Source organism: Pseudorhodobacter wandonensis (genome assembly GCF_001202035.1).
In the GTDB taxonomy this organism is placed as follows: Bacteria; Pseudomonadota; Alphaproteobacteria; order Rhodobacterales; family Rhodobacteraceae; genus Pseudorhodobacter; species Pseudorhodobacter wandonensis.
The window spans coordinates 154,133-169,252 of sequence record NZ_LGHT01000041.1 but is presented as its reverse complement, the minus strand read 5'-3'; the positions used below and the strand labels follow the sequence as shown (position 1 = coordinate 169,252).

General features: G+C 58.1%; 15 protein-coding genes and 1 pseudogene. 8 read left to right on the top strand and 8 right to left on the bottom strand.

All coding sequences use genetic code 11. The features are described 5' to 3' along the window. Positions 1-143: 143 nt before the first annotated feature. The 3 genes and pseudogenes from AKU79_RS14220 to AKU79_RS14210 all read left to right on the top strand — a co-directional run bounded on the left by AKU79_RS14220 (position 144) and on the right by AKU79_RS14210 (position 3,254). A complete protein-coding gene (locus tag AKU79_RS14220) occupies positions 144-1,031 on the top strand; it encodes a tyrosine-type recombinase/integrase (RefSeq protein WP_050521776.1) in 888 nt (295 codons plus the stop codon). 12 nt (positions 1,032-1,043) lie between these two features. Continuing rightward, a pseudogene (locus tag AKU79_RS14215) lies at positions 1,044-2,241 on the top strand (IS91 family transposase). 467 nt (positions 2,242-2,708) lie between these two features. Next, complete coding sequence (locus AKU79_RS14210; RefSeq protein ID WP_156209771.1) at positions 2,709-3,254, top strand: hypothetical protein; 546 nt, start codon at positions 2,709-2,711, stop codon at positions 3,252-3,254. Positions 3,255-3,867: 613 nt separating this feature from the next. On the opposite strand, the gene recR is transcribed toward AKU79_RS14210, so the two are convergent. The 3 genes from recR to AKU79_RS14195 are packed head-to-tail and all read right to left on the bottom strand — an operon-like array spanning position 3,868 to position 6,612. Next, positions 3,868-4,467, bottom strand: a complete 600-nt coding sequence (recR, locus tag AKU79_RS14205; protein WP_050524237.1) for a recombination mediator RecR — start codon at positions 4,465-4,467, stop codon at positions 3,868-3,870. Beyond that, positions 4,468-4,812 (bottom strand): YbaB/EbfC family nucleoid-associated protein, encoded by a 345-nt coding sequence (locus AKU79_RS14200; RefSeq protein ID WP_050524236.1) that lies wholly within the window; start codon positions 4,810-4,812, stop codon positions 4,468-4,470. Positions 4,813-4,863: 51 nt separating this feature from the next. Continuing rightward, positions 4,864-6,612, bottom strand: a complete 1,749-nt coding sequence (locus AKU79_RS14195) for a DNA polymerase III subunit gamma/tau (RefSeq protein WP_050524235.1) — start codon at positions 6,610-6,612, stop codon at positions 4,864-4,866. Positions 6,613-6,706: 94 nt separating this feature from the next. Here AKU79_RS14195 and AKU79_RS14190 point away from each other — a divergent pair, with 94 nt between their 5' ends. Next, entirely contained in the window at positions 6,707-7,150 is a 444-nt protein-coding gene (locus AKU79_RS14190; RefSeq protein WP_231580198.1) for a phosphatase domain-containing putative toxin, read from the top strand. On the opposite strand, the gene rsgA is transcribed toward AKU79_RS14190, so the two are convergent. After that, on the bottom strand, positions 7,147-8,229 hold the full coding sequence (gene rsgA / locus AKU79_RS14185) for a ribosome small subunit-dependent GTPase A (RefSeq protein WP_050524233.1): 1,083 nt from the start codon (positions 8,227-8,229) through the stop codon (positions 7,147-7,149). The genes AKU79_RS14190 and rsgA overlap by 4 nt on opposite strands. Before the next feature lie 589 nt (positions 8,230-8,818). Between rsgA and AKU79_RS19350 the strand changes: the two genes are divergently transcribed. From AKU79_RS19350 to AKU79_RS14175, 3 genes are all read left to right on the top strand, one after another. Next, the gene (locus tag AKU79_RS19350; RefSeq protein ID WP_156209769.1) at positions 8,819-8,995 is read left to right on the top strand and encodes an SHOCT domain-containing protein; all 177 of its coding nucleotides are present in this window, start codon (positions 8,819-8,821) and stop codon (positions 8,993-8,995) included. Positions 8,996-9,201: 206 nt separating this feature from the next. Further along, positions 9,202-10,491, top strand: coding sequence for a multicopper oxidase family protein (locus tag AKU79_RS14180; RefSeq protein ID WP_231580197.1), 1,290 nt, complete (start codon positions 9,202-9,204; stop codon positions 10,489-10,491). A 45-nt stretch (positions 10,492-10,536) separates the two neighbouring features. Next, on the top strand, positions 10,537-11,382 hold the full coding sequence (locus AKU79_RS14175) for a sterol desaturase family protein (RefSeq protein WP_050524231.1): 846 nt from the start codon (positions 10,537-10,539) through the stop codon (positions 11,380-11,382). A 284-nt stretch (positions 11,383-11,666) separates the two neighbouring features. Here the strand turns inward: AKU79_RS14175 and AKU79_RS14170 are convergent, their stop codons facing one another. The 3 genes from AKU79_RS14170 to AKU79_RS19945 form a co-directional block, all read right to left on the bottom strand. Further along, positions 11,667-12,101, bottom strand: coding sequence for a c-type cytochrome (locus AKU79_RS14170; RefSeq protein ID WP_050524258.1), 435 nt, complete (start codon positions 12,099-12,101; stop codon positions 11,667-11,669). 67 nt (positions 12,102-12,168) lie between these two features. Next, on the bottom strand, positions 12,169-12,450 hold the full coding sequence (locus tag AKU79_RS19950; protein WP_050524230.1) for a copper-binding protein: 282 nt from the start codon (positions 12,448-12,450) through the stop codon (positions 12,169-12,171). A gap of 30 nt (positions 12,451-12,480) precedes the next feature. Continuing rightward, positions 12,481-12,954, bottom strand: coding sequence for a cupredoxin domain-containing protein (locus AKU79_RS19945; RefSeq protein ID WP_050524229.1), 474 nt, complete (start codon positions 12,952-12,954; stop codon positions 12,481-12,483). A gap of 471 nt (positions 12,955-13,425) precedes the next feature. Here AKU79_RS19945 and AKU79_RS19340 point away from each other — a divergent pair, with 471 nt between their 5' ends. Beyond that, positions 13,426-13,659, top strand: a complete 234-nt coding sequence (locus tag AKU79_RS19340) for a hypothetical protein (RefSeq protein ID WP_156209767.1) — start codon at positions 13,426-13,428, stop codon at positions 13,657-13,659. Between the two features lie 511 nt (positions 13,660-14,170). Here the strand turns inward: AKU79_RS19340 and AKU79_RS14150 are convergent. Beyond that, on the bottom strand, positions 14,171-15,082 hold the full coding sequence (locus AKU79_RS14150; protein ID WP_050524227.1) for a LysR family transcriptional regulator: 912 nt from the start codon (positions 15,080-15,082) through the stop codon (positions 14,171-14,173). Positions 15,083-15,120: the final 38 nt, after the last annotated feature.

The window sequence follows — 15,120 nt, the reverse complement described above, 5'->3', positions numbered from 1 at the left end:
GATCGGCCCTTGGACGAAGCCGCTTCGCGGCATTGGTGCATTTGGCTAATGGCGTGACACGCCCCCAAAGTGGTGCGCATTTTGCGTTTTGACCGACCTGCCTGACGATTGGGGTCTTCTCAATCATCAGACAGGAGGTTCCCATGACAGAAGAGAAAGTAACCCCGCTGCGCCAGCGGATGATCGAAGACATGCGCATCCGTGGAATGGGGGACAAGGCGCAGAAGTCCCACATCCGTGCGATCAAGGATTTCGCCGTTTTCCTCGGACGATCACCCGACACGGCGACGCCAGAGGACCTGCGCGCATATCAGCTCCACATGTCGGATACCGGGGTGACCCCGTCGACCTTCAACACGCGCATCGTGGCGCTGCGCTTCTTTTTCGGTATGACCTGCGGGCGGGAGGAGATGAAGCGCTACATGCAATTCCGCACGGAGCCGCGCAAACTGCCCGTGGTCTTCAGTGTCGAAGAGGTATCAGACATCCTGATGGCAGCGCCCGGGCCTGGGCTCAAGTATCGCGCCGCCCTCAGCATTTCCTATGGCGCCGGGCTGAGGGCCGCCGAGGTCTGCAACCTCAAGATCGGCGACATCGACAGCGACCGGATGCTGATCCATGTAGAACTGGGTAAGGGTCAGAAGGACCGCAAGGTGATGCTATCGCCCGGATTACTGGAATTGTTGCGGGCCTGGTGGCGCGAGGCACGTCCCGAAGGCTGGCTATTTCCGGGCAAGCCCAAGATCAACCCGATCTCACCGCGCCAGCTGAACCGCGCCTTCACCTCGGCCAAGCATATGGCCGGGGTCAAGAGGCCCGCGACCCTGCACACCTTGCGGCACAGCTTTGCCACCCACCTTTTGGAGGCGAACACCGACGTGCGGGTGATCCAAGTGCTGCTCGGCCACGCCAAGCTGACGACCACCGCGCGATACACCCATGTGGCCACCAAGACGATCCGCGACACCGTCAGCCCCTACGAGATGCTGGCCAAGTTGCAGGATCAGACGGTGAAGCGAAGCCTGGAGTGACCAGACGCCGGGATGCCCCGGCGTAAACTGGAGATCGCTGACATCTTCCGAGCCCTTGGTCCTGCGTGGCGGCAGGCCAATGCGGGGCATGTCAGCCTGTCCCAGTTGAAGGTGATGTCAGCGATTGAAGCCTGCCGAACCGAGGCGCTCGGCGGGCATGTGGCTGGCTGTGCCAAGTGCGGCCACCATCACATCGCCTATAACTCCTGTAAAAACAGGCACTGCCCCAAGTGCCAGGGGCCCGCGGCGCGCGACTGGATGGAGGCGCGCGCCGAGGACCTGCTGCCCGTGGAATACTTCCACGTCGTCTTCACTATGCCGGCCGAGATCGCCCAGATCGCCTACTGAACAAGAAGGCGGTCTATGGGCTGCTGTTCAAGGCATCCGCCGAAACGGTGATGACAATCTCGGCCGATCCCAAGCGCATGGGCGCGCGGGTGGGTTTGACCAGCGTGCTGCACACCTGGGGCTCGGCACTCACCCACCACCCGCACATCCACATGATCGTCCCCGGCGGCGGCCTGTCGCCTGAGGGCACCAAGTGGGTCGCCTGCCGCCCGGGATTCTTCCTGCATGTGCGAGTTTTGTCGCGGCTGTTTCGGCGCCTGTTTCTGGAAGGGCTGATGGATTTGCACCGAACCGGGAAACTGGTCTTCTTTGGCGAACTCGAACGGTTGGCGCAGGTTGATGCCTTCACTGACTGGCTCGCTCCATTCCGCAAATCCGAGTGGGTCGTCTATGCCAAGCCACCCTTCGGCGGTCCCGAGGCCGTGCTAGCTTACCTGAGCCGATACACCCACAGGGTGGCAATCTCGAACGCCCGCCTGGTCAGCGCCGATGCCCAAACTGTCGCCTTCAGCTGGAAGGACTACCGCATCAAATCCGGCGACCGCCAAAAGGTCATGCGCCTGGCCACGCCCGAGTTCATTCGCCGCTTCCTGATCCATGTTCTGCCCGACGGGTTCCACCGCATCCGGCACTACGGATTACTGGCCAGCGCGACCGCAAGGCCAACATCACCACGATCCGCGCCCTGCTATGTGTCCAGCGCCCGGACAAGGCCGCCGCGTCAGAACGCAGCACCGAGATCATACCACTCACCCTGCGCGAACCGTGCCCCTGCTGCGGCGGACCCATGCGCATCATCGAGATCTTCCGTCGCGGGCAAAAGCCGATGTCGCGCGCACCTCCGAGGGAGCAGGCCGCATGACGCACCGCCTGTCATTTGTCTCGAACCGCCACTGGCTGCTGCCCGCAGACCCGGCCCAGCCCGTATGCGCTTATCGCTCCGCGGCGCGAAAAACGACGGAAAGCACCACAATCTGCACAGCGGTGTCAGCATGTTCGGCCGCTTCTGCGACCGGCTCAGCCGTTACGCGCACCTTCAGCCGCACCCCTGACACAGCCGTCGCCTCAACCGTCCCAGCACTTTCCCCATAGATCGCACCAAGACCCCCGCGGCTTCCTCCTTGGGAGGTTTTCCAACGCGGGTCGTGGTCGCGCAAATGCGCAGCGTATCGCCGCGACCCGCATCAGAAAACCTTCACCTTTTGGGGCGGGCTGTACAAGCGCAGCGAATGGCCTCAAAGTGCCTGAGTCCATTTTACCGAATACAGCGATGATCTCGAATTTCCGCTCTTTCGTGGTGGGGGTAAAAACGTGTTAATGAACGCGCCAATGGATTTCGCTAGTGGAGGGCTGACGATGGGAAAAGACTATAGCCGTTTTTTGACGGGCCAAATGGGTGAAAGTCTGGTGGTGGCAGAACTCGGGCGAAACGACATTGTGGCAACGGCATTTTCAGGAAACCTGCCTGTTGCTGACATCTTGGCGATGCATGGGCGACGCACCCTTCGCCTGCAGGTCAAGGCCATGCGGAAAGAAACCGCAACCATCGGACTGGGAAATCTGCTGAACATAGAACAGCGCGGCCCGAAGCAGATTGTAACCAAGGTGGACCCCTTGGACGACCCTGATCTGATTTACGTCTATGTCTACTTGGGCGACTGTCTCGCGCATGTTCGGTTCTACATTCTGACACTGCGCGATCTGCAAGACCTGATTTTCGACGGTTACATGGGGTACTTGGCTCAGAATGGAGGCGAACGACCGCGCAATAAGGAGTCGAAACATGCCTCTGTCGCCACAAAAGACCTTGAGGCCTTTCGAGACAATTGGGACCTGATTACAGACAGATTGGGTGCGCCATCTGTCATGCGCTGACACGTCCCCAGAACTGGTGGCGCGGCGGCGCTGGATAGTGGCTGACCGCGACTCACAAAAGCGGTTTGACCCGCTGGAAACGGCAACCGCAAAAACCGAAATCGGATAGTAGCATTAGCATAAACCGGACTATGCGCCGCTCGATCCGCTAACCAGTCATTCGTTCGGCGTCTGCGCAGGCGCACTTTGTCCGCACGTCGGACCGTCAGGGCTGTTCCAAAAACCCTCCTTTTTGGAACACGCCAGAACCACCCCGATCGACGCTGCCAAAAACCCCGCTCAAAACCTAAGCGGTTGTTGGAGGTTTTTGGAAGATCTCATGATAGCGGACATTCGTGCAACGCGCAGCATTTGCCAAAGTGGGCTCAACCTGCAGTTCGCCTCGCTTGCGCCATTTACTACAAAGGGCTGGCCTGCGGGGTGCTTTTTTATGCCTCAGACAGGCTGTGCCGATCTTGTCTTTAGGGGCCACTGACCCCGTGTGAATGCGCAAGGCCCGCCTGCCATGCCCTGCGGCAAAGGTTAATATTGGGTAAACAAAACTAACAATATTGTTTGTTTTCAAACGTTTGCGAAAGTGTCCGCGCGCGGGCTTTTGCGGCACAACCCGCGCCTAAAACCGCCGCCGCGCCCGCAAGGCCGCCCCGATCGTGCCATCGTCCAGATAATCCAGCTCGCCCCCAATCGGTACGCCTTGGGCAAGGCTGGTCACCTGAACGCCGGTATTTTCCAGCACTTCGGCGATATAATGGGCCGTGGTTTGCCCGTCTACGGTCGCATTCAAGGCAAGGATTACCTCGGTCACATTCTCCTCGCGGACCCGATCCAACAGCACCGGAATCCGCAGCTCCTCGGGCCCCACCGCATCCAGCGCCGAAAGTGTGCCGCCCAGCACATGATAGCGCCCTTTGAAGGCATGCCCGCGCTCCATCGCCCACAGATCGGCCACGTCCTCGACCACGCAAATCTCACCGGTCGCGCGCCGCTCATCGCTACAAATCTCGCAGATCTCGGCGCTGCTGATATTGCCGCAAAACCGGCAGTCGCGGGCATTCTCGGCCACCTCGGCCATCACCCGCGCCAATGGGGCCATCACCGCGCCCCGCTTTTTCAGCAGCATTAAAACGGCCCGCCGCGCCGACCGAGGGCCCAGCCCAGGCAAGCGCGCCATCAGGTCGATCAGCTGCTCAATATCGCGCGGGGCCTGGCTCATTTAGAATGGCAGTTTCATGCCCGCAGGCAGGCCCAAACCTTCGGTCAGCTTGGCCATTTCCGATTGCGCCCGCTCACTCGCCTTGCTTTGTGCATCCTTGATTGCGGCAAGGATAAGATCTTCGACCACTTCCTTTTCAGACGCGACAAAGATCGATGGGTCAATATCCAGTCCTGTCAACTCTCCCTTGGCGGTGGCCCGCGCCTTGACCAAACCCGCGCCGCTTTCGCCGATCACAACAATCCGCTCCAGCCCGTCTTGCATCTCGGCCATCTTGCCTTGCATTTCCTGCGCGGCTTTCATCATCTTGGCCATGTCGCCAAGCCCACCCAAACCTTTTAGCATTCTATTTTCTCCAACTGATTTACCCCGACCTAAGGTGCCGCTTGCCGCGCTTCAACCTTCTTCGAACGGGTCCCATTCATCTTCAACCTCGGGCAGCGCCTCAAAGGCGGCCTCAAGCTCGGGCTTGCGCATCGCGGTGATTTTGGCACCCGGAAAGGCAGTGAAAACAGCCTGCACCAGCGGGTTTTCCATCGCCTTTGCCTCGGCCTCAATCCGGTCTTTGTCCTGCTCTTCGGCAATCGTGGCGGCGCCACCGGAATTTACCACGGTCACGGCCCAACGCGTGCCGGTCCAGCCTTGCAGCCGCGCCGCCAGTCGTGCCGCCAAGTCGCGTGGGGCATCGGCGGTGGGTTCAAATTCAATCCGGCCGGCCGAGTATTTGGCCAGCCGCAGCGTGGTTTCCACCTCGACCAGCAGTTTCATGTCGCGACGCTCGCGGATCAGGTCGACGACATGTTCGAACGTCAGATATGAGGCCAGGGCATCGGGGGCCAAAGCCACGGCAGCGGATTGCCCGCCCTGCATCGTTGCCCCGTGAACCGCCCCCATCGCGGGCGCCTGCAGGCGCGTCGTTGCATGAACCATGCCGCCGCCACCACCGCTAGCAGGCGCACCGCCTGTGGGGGCGGTGGGCTGCGTGGATTGTAGCTTGCGGATCAGGGTTTCAGGGTCAGGCAGGTCGGCCACATGGGTTAGCCGGATCACGGCCATTTCGGCGGCCATCATCGCGTTAGGGGCCAGCGCCACCTCTTCCAGCGCTTTCAGCAGCATCTGCCACATCCGCGTCAGCACCCGCATCGGCAAACGCCCTGCCATATCAAGACCGCGCGTCCGCTCATCCGGTGGAATCGTCGGGTCTTCGGCGGCCTCGGGGGTGATTTTGATGACCGAGAGCCAATGCGTGATTTCGGCCAAGTCGCGCAGCACCGCCATCGGGTCCGCGCCATCGGCATATTGGCCCGCAAGCTCGGTCAGCGCCGCCGCCGCATCGCCGCGCACGACCATATCAAACAGATCAAGCACCCGCCCGCGGTCGGCCAGCCCCAGCATCGCGCGCACTTGGTCGGCGGTGGTTTCGCCTGCGCCGTGGCTGATTGCCTGATCGAGCAGCGAGGTCGCATCGCGGGCCGAGCCTTCGGCGGCGCGGGTAATCAGCGCCAGCGCATCGTCAGAAATCTGTGCACCTTCGCCCTTGGCAATTTTTTGCAGCAGGGCAATCTGCACCTCGGGCTCAATCCGTTTCAGGTCAAACCGCTGGCAGCGTGACAGAACCGTCACCGGCACTTTGCGAATTTCCGTGGTCGCAAAGATGAATTTCACATGCGTTGGCGGTTCTTCAAGCGTTTTCAGCAGCGCGTTAAAGGCGCTGGTCGACAGCATGTGAACTTCGTCGATGATGTAGATCTTGTACCGCGCGGACGTGGCGCGATAGGCGACCGAGGCGATGATTTCACGAATATCATCAACACCCGTGCGCGAGGCCGCGTCCATTTCCATGACGTCAACATGGCGACCTTCCATGATCGATTTGCACTGGTCACAGACCCCGCAGGGTTCGGTTGTCGGGCCGCCTGTGCCATCGGGACCGATGCAGTTAAGGCCTTTGGCGATGATCCGCGCGGTTGTGGTTTTGCCGGTGCCGCGAATACCCGTCATGATAAACGCCTGCGCGATACGATCGGCGGCAAAGGCGTTTTTCAAGGTGCGCACCATCGCCGACTGCCCCACCAGATCGGCAAAGGTTTCGGGCCGGTATTTGCGGGCCAGAACCTGATAGGCGGGCTTTGTGGTTTCAGACATGCGGTCCCCTCGGATTCGGCGCTTGGTTGCAATCTAAGCACTCGCTTGCGGCGCGTCCACCCGTGGGGCTAGAGTAATGGAAAATGGGGGCAGAGTGTTTTCGATTTCTGAAATTGCGGTGGGTGGCGGTGTGCTGGGCCTATGCCCTTTGCCACAGGCGGCAGATGTGGCTGTTTTGCGCGATTGGCAGGCGGATGTGGTGCTGACATTGGTTGAACAGGCCGAGGCGGCAGAACTGTCGCCTGATCTGGCCGACGCTTTGGCGGCTGAGGGGATTGCGCAGCGTTGTTACCCTATTGCCGATTTTGGTGTGCCCGTGGCCGGTTGGTCGGAAATATCGGCCGATTTGCACGGGCGGTTGGCCAAAGGTGGGCGCATTATCGTGCATTGCCGCGGCGGATGCGGGCGCACGGGCATGATCGCACTGCGGTTGATGATTGAGTTGGGCGAGGCCCCTGATGCAGCGCTGGCACGGCTGCGCGCGGTGCGGCCTTGTGCGGTGGAAACCGAGGCCCAGCGGCTTTGGGCCAGTACCTAGCGTTTTTTGTGTTTTTGCGCGGCTTTGATTTGTTTGGCGACAGCTTTACCTTTGCCCCGTTTTGTAATGCCGTATCCCTTGCCCATTGCCGCGCCGGAACTGGCCGTGTTCACCGCATCTTCGGCCGAAAGCTTGCGCCAGCGGTCCAGCCGGTCGGCGTCAATCTCACCACTGGCAACCGCGGCTTGGACGGCGCAACCCGGCTCGGCCACATGGGCGCAATCGCGGAATTTGCATTGGGCGGCAAGCTCAGTAATTTCGGCAAAGGTGACATCAATGCCGGTGGCAGCATCGGAAACGCCAAGGCCGCGGATTCCGGGGGTATCAATCAGCCAGCCGCCACTGGGCAAAGGGTGCAAGCTGCGAGCAGTGGTGGTGTGGCGGCCGCGCGTGTCATCGCGCACGCCCTGGGTAGCCTCATCCTTGCCGGTCAGCGCGTTGGTCAGCGTGGTTTTGCCAACGCCGGATGACCCCGACAGCGCCACGGTTTTGCCGGCCCCACACCATTGCGCCAGTTTTTCGGCCACGTCGGGGGCATGGGCATCCAGCACCAACACGGCCAAATCGCGGCCCAACTTTTGCGCCTCAATGGCATAGCTTTCGGGGTCTTCGGCCATATCGGCCTTGGTTAGCAAGATTACCGGCTCGACCCCCGCATCATGCGCCAGCGTCAGATAGCGTTCAAGCCGCGCCACGTTGAAATCGGCGTTGCAGGATGTGGTGATGAACAGCGTGTCGATATTCGCGCCGATCAGCCGGTATTCACCAATATTGCGGCTGCCAGCGCGGGAATGGACGCGGCGTTGCAGCAGGCTGCGCCGTTCCAGCCGGCGGCGCATCACCGACTGGCTGGCTGAAACCATAACCCAGTCGCCTACGGCAAAACTGCCCGAGGGGTGGCCATTGGGCAGCGCCACCTCACGCGGGCCATCGGGGGTTAGCACGGCCAAACGGTCGCGATGCACTTGGGCCACGCGGGCAGGGCGGTCGCCTTCATCCTCATCAGTAACCTGGTGCGCGAAATCTTCGGCCCAGCCCAGTGCTTCCAGTGTGTATGTATCAGGGGAAATAGCAGTCATCCCATTGGCGGCGGCATACGGGCCGCGTGGGGTTTAAGACGAGAAACAGGGCAGTTCATGCTGCCTATTAATGGTTTTAAAGTCAAAGGCTTAAGCTGCATGTTGGGATCGGTTTGTCGCTGTGCTCATAATGGCAGTTGTAGCGGAATGGTCACACCACGGCAACTCTTATGATTCGCTAACATTTACAGCGCTTTGGGTGAATGTTTGTCGTTTTGAACGCTGGCATCGGCCCCACTGGGCGATTTGGGCACTTGGGACAGGCGAAATTCTGGAAAAACAACAGTCTCTTGTTGGGTTAGTATCGGCATCGATAGCAGGGGCAAGGTGCATCTTGAGTGAGCGTTGTCATGTGAAATTGAGGGTATCGTTGACTATGTACTGACCCTTTGGCGAAGAAGAATTCTTCGCGGTTTCATTGACCGGAATCTACGCAAGGTGCGTGATCTAGTGATAGCGAGGTCAATACTGATCGTGACGCCACACAAAAGGCGATGCGGGATGCCGATGAAAACTATTTGGCGGATAGCGGGTTTGCTTGTGGCGACGGCCAATGGGGGGCGTTGCCATGTTTCTCGGACCGATATTCATGACCCTTTTGGGTATCGGGATTGTCGCAGGTACGGTTGACGTCCTGCGCCACTTTGGTGGTGGCATTGGTCCACATATAAGCGACCGTACCTTGGTGCTTTTGAATGAGCGATTTGCCACGGGCGAAATTGACACTGTAGAATTCACAGCGCGCAAGAAAGCGCTGCTTGACTAATCCTTGGACAAGCAAGCACCTTAGTGATGTAAGGAATGACGCGCCAATTGCGATCAGCTTTTGGGTCAGTAACCGGATTGAATAGCCCAATGAAAAGACGCCAGTTTTTAACGTCCTCTACCGCTGCGCTTGTCACAACAGGAGCCGTGTCGCGCTGGCCTGCGCGTGCATTCGCGCAAGAAACAGCGCCAATGGCGCGTCTGGCAATGCCGGCGCTTCTTGACACACGCTCGACCGGGCGGCTGTCTTTGCAAGCCCAATCAGGAAGTCGCAGCTTTCTCGGAGGGGCCGCCACACCGACTGCCGGATTCAACCAAGACTATCTGGGGCCGACGATCATTGTTAAGAATGGTTATCTTGCCGCCGAAGTTACCAATGCGCTGAAATCCCCGGTAAGCACCCATTGGCACGGGTTTTTGGTGCCCGGTGAACATGACGGTGGCCCGCATCTGCCAATCGCGCCGGGCAAGAGCTGGCAACCAGAGATGCATGTCGCGCAAGATCCCGCGACAGTCTGGTATCACTCGCATATCCACGAGCGGACGGCAGAGCAGGTGTATTTCGGGCTGGCGGGCGTCATTCACATCACGGATGGAGACGACGACGCGCGCGGTTTGCCATCGGCGTATGGTGTCGATGACCTGACACTCGTCTTGCAGGATCGCCGTTTCGATGACGCGGGGCGCATGATTTATGATCCATCGATGATGGATGTAATGCACGGGTTTGCGGGTAACTATTTGCTGGTCAACGGTCAGGCTGGCGCGACGGCGGTTGTGCCGCAAGGGATCGTGCGATTGCGCCTGCTCAACGGATCAAACGCCCGCATTTATACGCTGTTTTTTGGCGATACGCGGCCAATGCATTTGGTGGCGACGGATGGCGGGTTCCTGCCCGCACCGATTGCTCTGGACAGGCTGAGCCTTGCGCCGGGTGAGCGGGCCGAAGTGCTTGTTGATATGTCCGATGGCGGCGCAGCTGTTATGATGAGCGATCCAGCCCAACCTTACGGCGTTCTGCCATTTGAGGTCGATCCAGCGCTGCCCGTGCGCATAACCAGACTGCCAGACAAACTGGATGGTGTGCTCGAAGATCTTGCAGGCAGCGAAGTGCAAACACGTCTCGTCTCGCTGGATATGGGTATGGGCGGTATGATGACGGGTGGGGGCGCCTTTGCCATTAACGGACGCCCTTATGACATGGAACGGATCGATTTCGCTGTCGCGCAGGGCAGTGTCGAGCGTTGGCGTATCCGCAGCACGATGGTTGCCCACCCGTTCCACATTCATGGCGTTCGGTTTCGCGTGTTAAGCGAGAATGGAGCAGCGCCACGGCCTGAAAACACCGGCTGGAAAGATACGCTGCTTGTGCCAGGCGAAGCAGAGATCATAGCGCGTTTTGACCAACCAGCGCGCCAAGAAACACCTTATATGTTTCACTGCCATATCCTTGAGCATGAAGATGCGGGTATGATGGGGCAATTCACCGTCACCTGAGAGCGGTTCGCTGAACGCGATGCTCTACGCGAAGGAGGCATGCGCATGTCAACGACGGAAACCATCTTCGCCGCCGAGCCGCAGTTGCGCCTCGGGGTGTTTCTTGGCGTTTTGGTAATTATGGCATTGTGGGAATTGCTCGCCCCCCGGCGCAGGCGAGATATTCCGCGGGTGATCCGGTGGTCGAACAATCTGGCCTTGGTGGTAATAGACGCGATTGTTTTGCGCTTGACCTTTCCAATCCTCGCGGTCGGATTGGCGATCATGGCACAGGATCGTGGCTGGGGGCTGTTCAATTTCATCGATGCGCCTGCTTGGCTTGCGGTCTTTGTAAGTGTCGTCGTTCTGGATTTGGTCATCTATTTGCAGCACGTCATGTTTCATGCCGTTCCTGCACTTTGGCGGTTCCATCGGATGCATCACGCGGATCTCGATTTCGATGTCACCACGGGCCTGCGTTTTCATCCGGTCGAGATTGTGTTGTCGATGGGGATCAAACTGGCATTGGTGCTGGTATTGGGCCCGCCTGCCATTGCGGTCTTGATGTTTGAGGTCTTGCTGAATGCGACTGCGATGTTCAATCACTCGAACGTCCGACTTCCTTTGATCGTGGACCGGTTTTTGCGCTTGATTGTGGTGACGCCAGATATGCACCGCGTTCATCACTCAATTCTGCCAGAGGAAACGAACAGCAATTTTGGCTTTAACCTGCCTTGGTGGGACTGGCTATTGGGCACCTATAGGGCGCAGCCTTTGGCGGGCCACGAAGCGATGACGATCGGGATCGAGCAATTCAGAACGCCCCGAGACCAGTGGTTAGATCGGATGTTGGTCCAGCCTGTCAAAGAGCCAGCGAGCGGCTATCCGATCAATCGGGATAAAAACGACTAACGATAGGCAAACGCGTCTGGCGGCTAGGCGCAACGCGATAAAGGGCGCACCGACAAAATGCGGGGCGTCGTTGCCAAGAAAGCCTGTAGTTTTTCTTGGGTCTTGGGCCAAGCCCCGCCCATCGCTCGGCTGATGCCTGTTCGGGCAAGCGAAAGATGGCCGCCGTTGCGTGGCGGGGGGCCATTTCCGCAAAGCGCGGTATAGTTACCTCGCGGGGCCTGGTGAACCGGGCTTAACGCTGGTCCTGAGGCCCCGCAAAAGCAAAAATTGCTTTCGACTTTGGCTCAGTTTATCCCATTTTCCCGCTGCAAGGCCCGTACATAGGCAACGATATTAAGGACGTCAGCCTTGGTAACCCCTTCAACAGGCGGCATATTCCCAAACTTCCAATGATGGGCTTGGACCCCGTTCTGGGCGGCGAGAACAAAGGCCATATCGCCGTGGTGGTTTGGCTCATAAATACGGTGAACCAACGGTGGGGCAACGCCTTCCTGACCTTGCGCATTTGCGCCATGACAGGCAGCACAAACCGCATCATAAGCGCGATTTCCTATTTGCTCTTGCTCGGTGAACTTGGCAGGCAGCGAAACTGCGACCATTGCACCCGTGGCAAGTGGTGGCTCGGCTGAAATGCTGGTTTGATCGGATTTCGGCTGCATCAGATACCAAGTGCCGGCGGCAAGTGCGATGCCTGCGAGTAAAAGTGCCAGTTTATTCATGTCATTCTCTTTCGTATTTATACGCAAACTTGGGGCGCTGACGGAAACGCCACGCCCCATTCGGGCGTTATTTCAGGGCTGTCACAGTCAGCTTGCCGTTCACACGGTCGGCCAGAAACGCGATCTCTTTGCCTTCAGCCAATTGGGCGACCCTTCCTGCAGTGGCGCGGAACACCATAGTCATTGCCGGCATGCCATGACCAACCAGTTCCTCGTGGATGATGGTCACTTTGCGGGCCTTGGCATCCAGCTTTTTGATGGAGCCTTGGGAAAAGGTTTCGGCCGCAGCAAACGAAAGCGAGGCGGCCAAAGCCAAAGTAGCCAGTGCGAGTGTTTTAAGAAAATTCATTGGAACGGCCTTTTTATTGAATTTGGGGCGTTAGTTAACGGTCAATGCGCCGTGCATTCCGGCCTCGTAGTGGCCAGGGATCAGGCAGGCAAATTCAAAGCTGCCCGCATTGGCAAAAGTCCAGATGATGGTGCCTTTTTCGCCGGGTTGCAGGCGGATTGCATTCGGGTCGTCGTGTTCCATCTCGGGGGATTTTTCCATCATCTCTTTGTGCTTGGCATTGTTGGCCATCGTGTCCAAGACAAACTCGTGCTCGGCCTCGCCATCATTGGTGATGGTGAACTGGACTGTTTCACCCGCTTTGAACGTAAACTCCTGCGGTTCAAACAGCATTTTGCCGTCATCGGTTTCAAGAAGCGACACAGTGACGTTGGTCATCTTGCCCGACTTTTGGGCCGGCATGCCGATTTCCATCATCTCACCATGGCCACCACCATGGGTGCCGTCGGCAAAAGCGGGCGAAAGGGTCAGGGCGAGCAGGGTTGTAGCAAGTGCAAGTTTCATTTTTGTATCCTGTATATTGGGTGGCCCATCCGGAGCCGTCGGGGATGGTTGACCTTTGCCCGTCGACGTTGGGCGTGGGGTGAATTGGGGTTTCGGGGTGGTGTTGGTGGCGTTGATGCACATGCACAAAAGGCCAAGGCGAAAGCCCCGCTATAGTATTGGAATTTCATATATTTTACCTGATCAGGAATACATCTCGCACGGGGATGCGCGCAGAGAAAAAGCCCGAAAGTTGGGGGCTGTGTGTCAGGCCAGGTGTTTGGGGGGGCGCAAAAAGCCGTGCGAAACTGCGGCTATTGGCAGTGTGTGCGGGGCTGCAAGCGCTATAGCCGATGCATCTGTCTGGGGTGATGTAAACACATCAATCAGGATGGCTGCCAAGCACATGCCGGCACAGCATTGGTGTACGCCCGCGTCAGCTGTGGATGTCGCGGTTTTGTTTGAGCCACAATCCATTTGTGCCGAATGTGAATGAACAGCCTGAACCGAAGACGTTTTACCCTGTTCTATTGCAGAATGCCCGCCATGAACCTTGGCCGCAGCGTGCGCCGCATTGGGCGGGAAAAACACCAAAGCAAAAGCAACAGCAAGGCACGACAGCACCTGAATCGCTTTGGCAAAGGGCTCATTTCTTATCATTCCAAACCGATGCAGGAACAAGATCGACCTGTCAACCTATCCAGCGCGGGAAGGTTTCTAACTTAGTTGTGAACCCGCCCATTCCTTCGGAATTTAGCCCTATGCACGGGAGCACTCGTATCGGGAAAGATCGTGATTTTAAAGGTGCCATGCCCAGTTTGACATGCCTTAACACGCAACGGCCCAGCCATTTTATGGCCGAAGGTTAGGCCATTCACGGCCGTAGTGGCTGCCGTCTTTCCGGTTTGCACGGTTTCGATGTGTTCCAGCACGTCTGCCTCGTTGATGTTTGCATTGGGGCGACTGTTTATGCCGCCGGCGCGCTTTGGTTGGGCATTCAGGGAACCTGTACCGACAACGCCCTAGCTCGGGGGCAAAACGTCATTTGGGACGTCAGATCACGGGATTTCCTTGCGACCGGATGCCTCGGTTGCTCGCGAACCAATTGGTTTCCGGTCTTCCTTGAGATGTTCCCGTCTTCACACATGATCTCGGGCATGACCAAGGCGGCATGTACACTTTCAAATCCAAGCCGTCGAAAAGATTGCAAGTTTTAAACCGTACATCGTGCCCTTATTCAGGTTGATCCCTGCCACGCTTGGGCACGGCCAATGTGCGCAATAAGGAAATCCATGAAAACCCTGACTTTGGCCGATACCACGTTGCTTTTGGGGTAGATTAGCCAAAGCGCTGGTTTATCGGCAATCTCATACTCTGGCAGAACACGTTTAAGACGGCCGTTAGCCAGTTCTTCATGGACTGACCACAAGGAATTGATGGAAATTCCGGCCCCGTTGAGAGTGATCTTCTTTTGGGTAAGGCCATCGTTCAAGGTTAGCCGCTGCGCGGCCCGCTTTGGATCAAAAACCGCCGGTGTTCCATCAGATGCAATGAGGCCCCTAGGCTCTAGATCCCGGAAGGCAATCAACCGATGTTTGTCCAGATCAGCAGGTTTTACTGGGGTGCCGTGGCGATCAAGATATCCCGGTGTCGCGCAAAGTATGCGCCTGTCGTCGGCAAGTTTTCGCGCTGTCAGGGTGCTGTCCGTCAGAACGGAATTGCGCAGGGCAAGGTCGTAGCTGCCCTGAATGAGGTCAAACTGCGTGTCTGACAGGTGCAGGTCCAAGGTGAGATCAGGATATTTGTCCATGAATGCCGGCAACAACGGCGCAATGTAGAGTTGCGCGAATGAACTGGGTGCGGCGAACCGCAGCGTTCCGCTTATCTTTGTCCGGCCTTTGCCAAGTGCTGCCAGTGCGGCTTCTTCCTGGGCGATCATTTCTTTGGCGTAGGGCAGAAAATCCTGCCCCTCCAGCGATATCGAAACCTTGCGGGTTGAGCGGTGCAAGAGGTCAGCGCCGACGAAATGTTCTAACTTGGCAATACGTGTGCTGGCGACGGCTGGGGCCATGCCAAGCGCACGACCTGCCGCGCTGATATTAAGCGTTTCACAGGAAAGCACAAACAAGCGAAGGCTTTGGGTATCCATATTTTATCCTTATACGGAATACTGAAGTCAATTTTGAC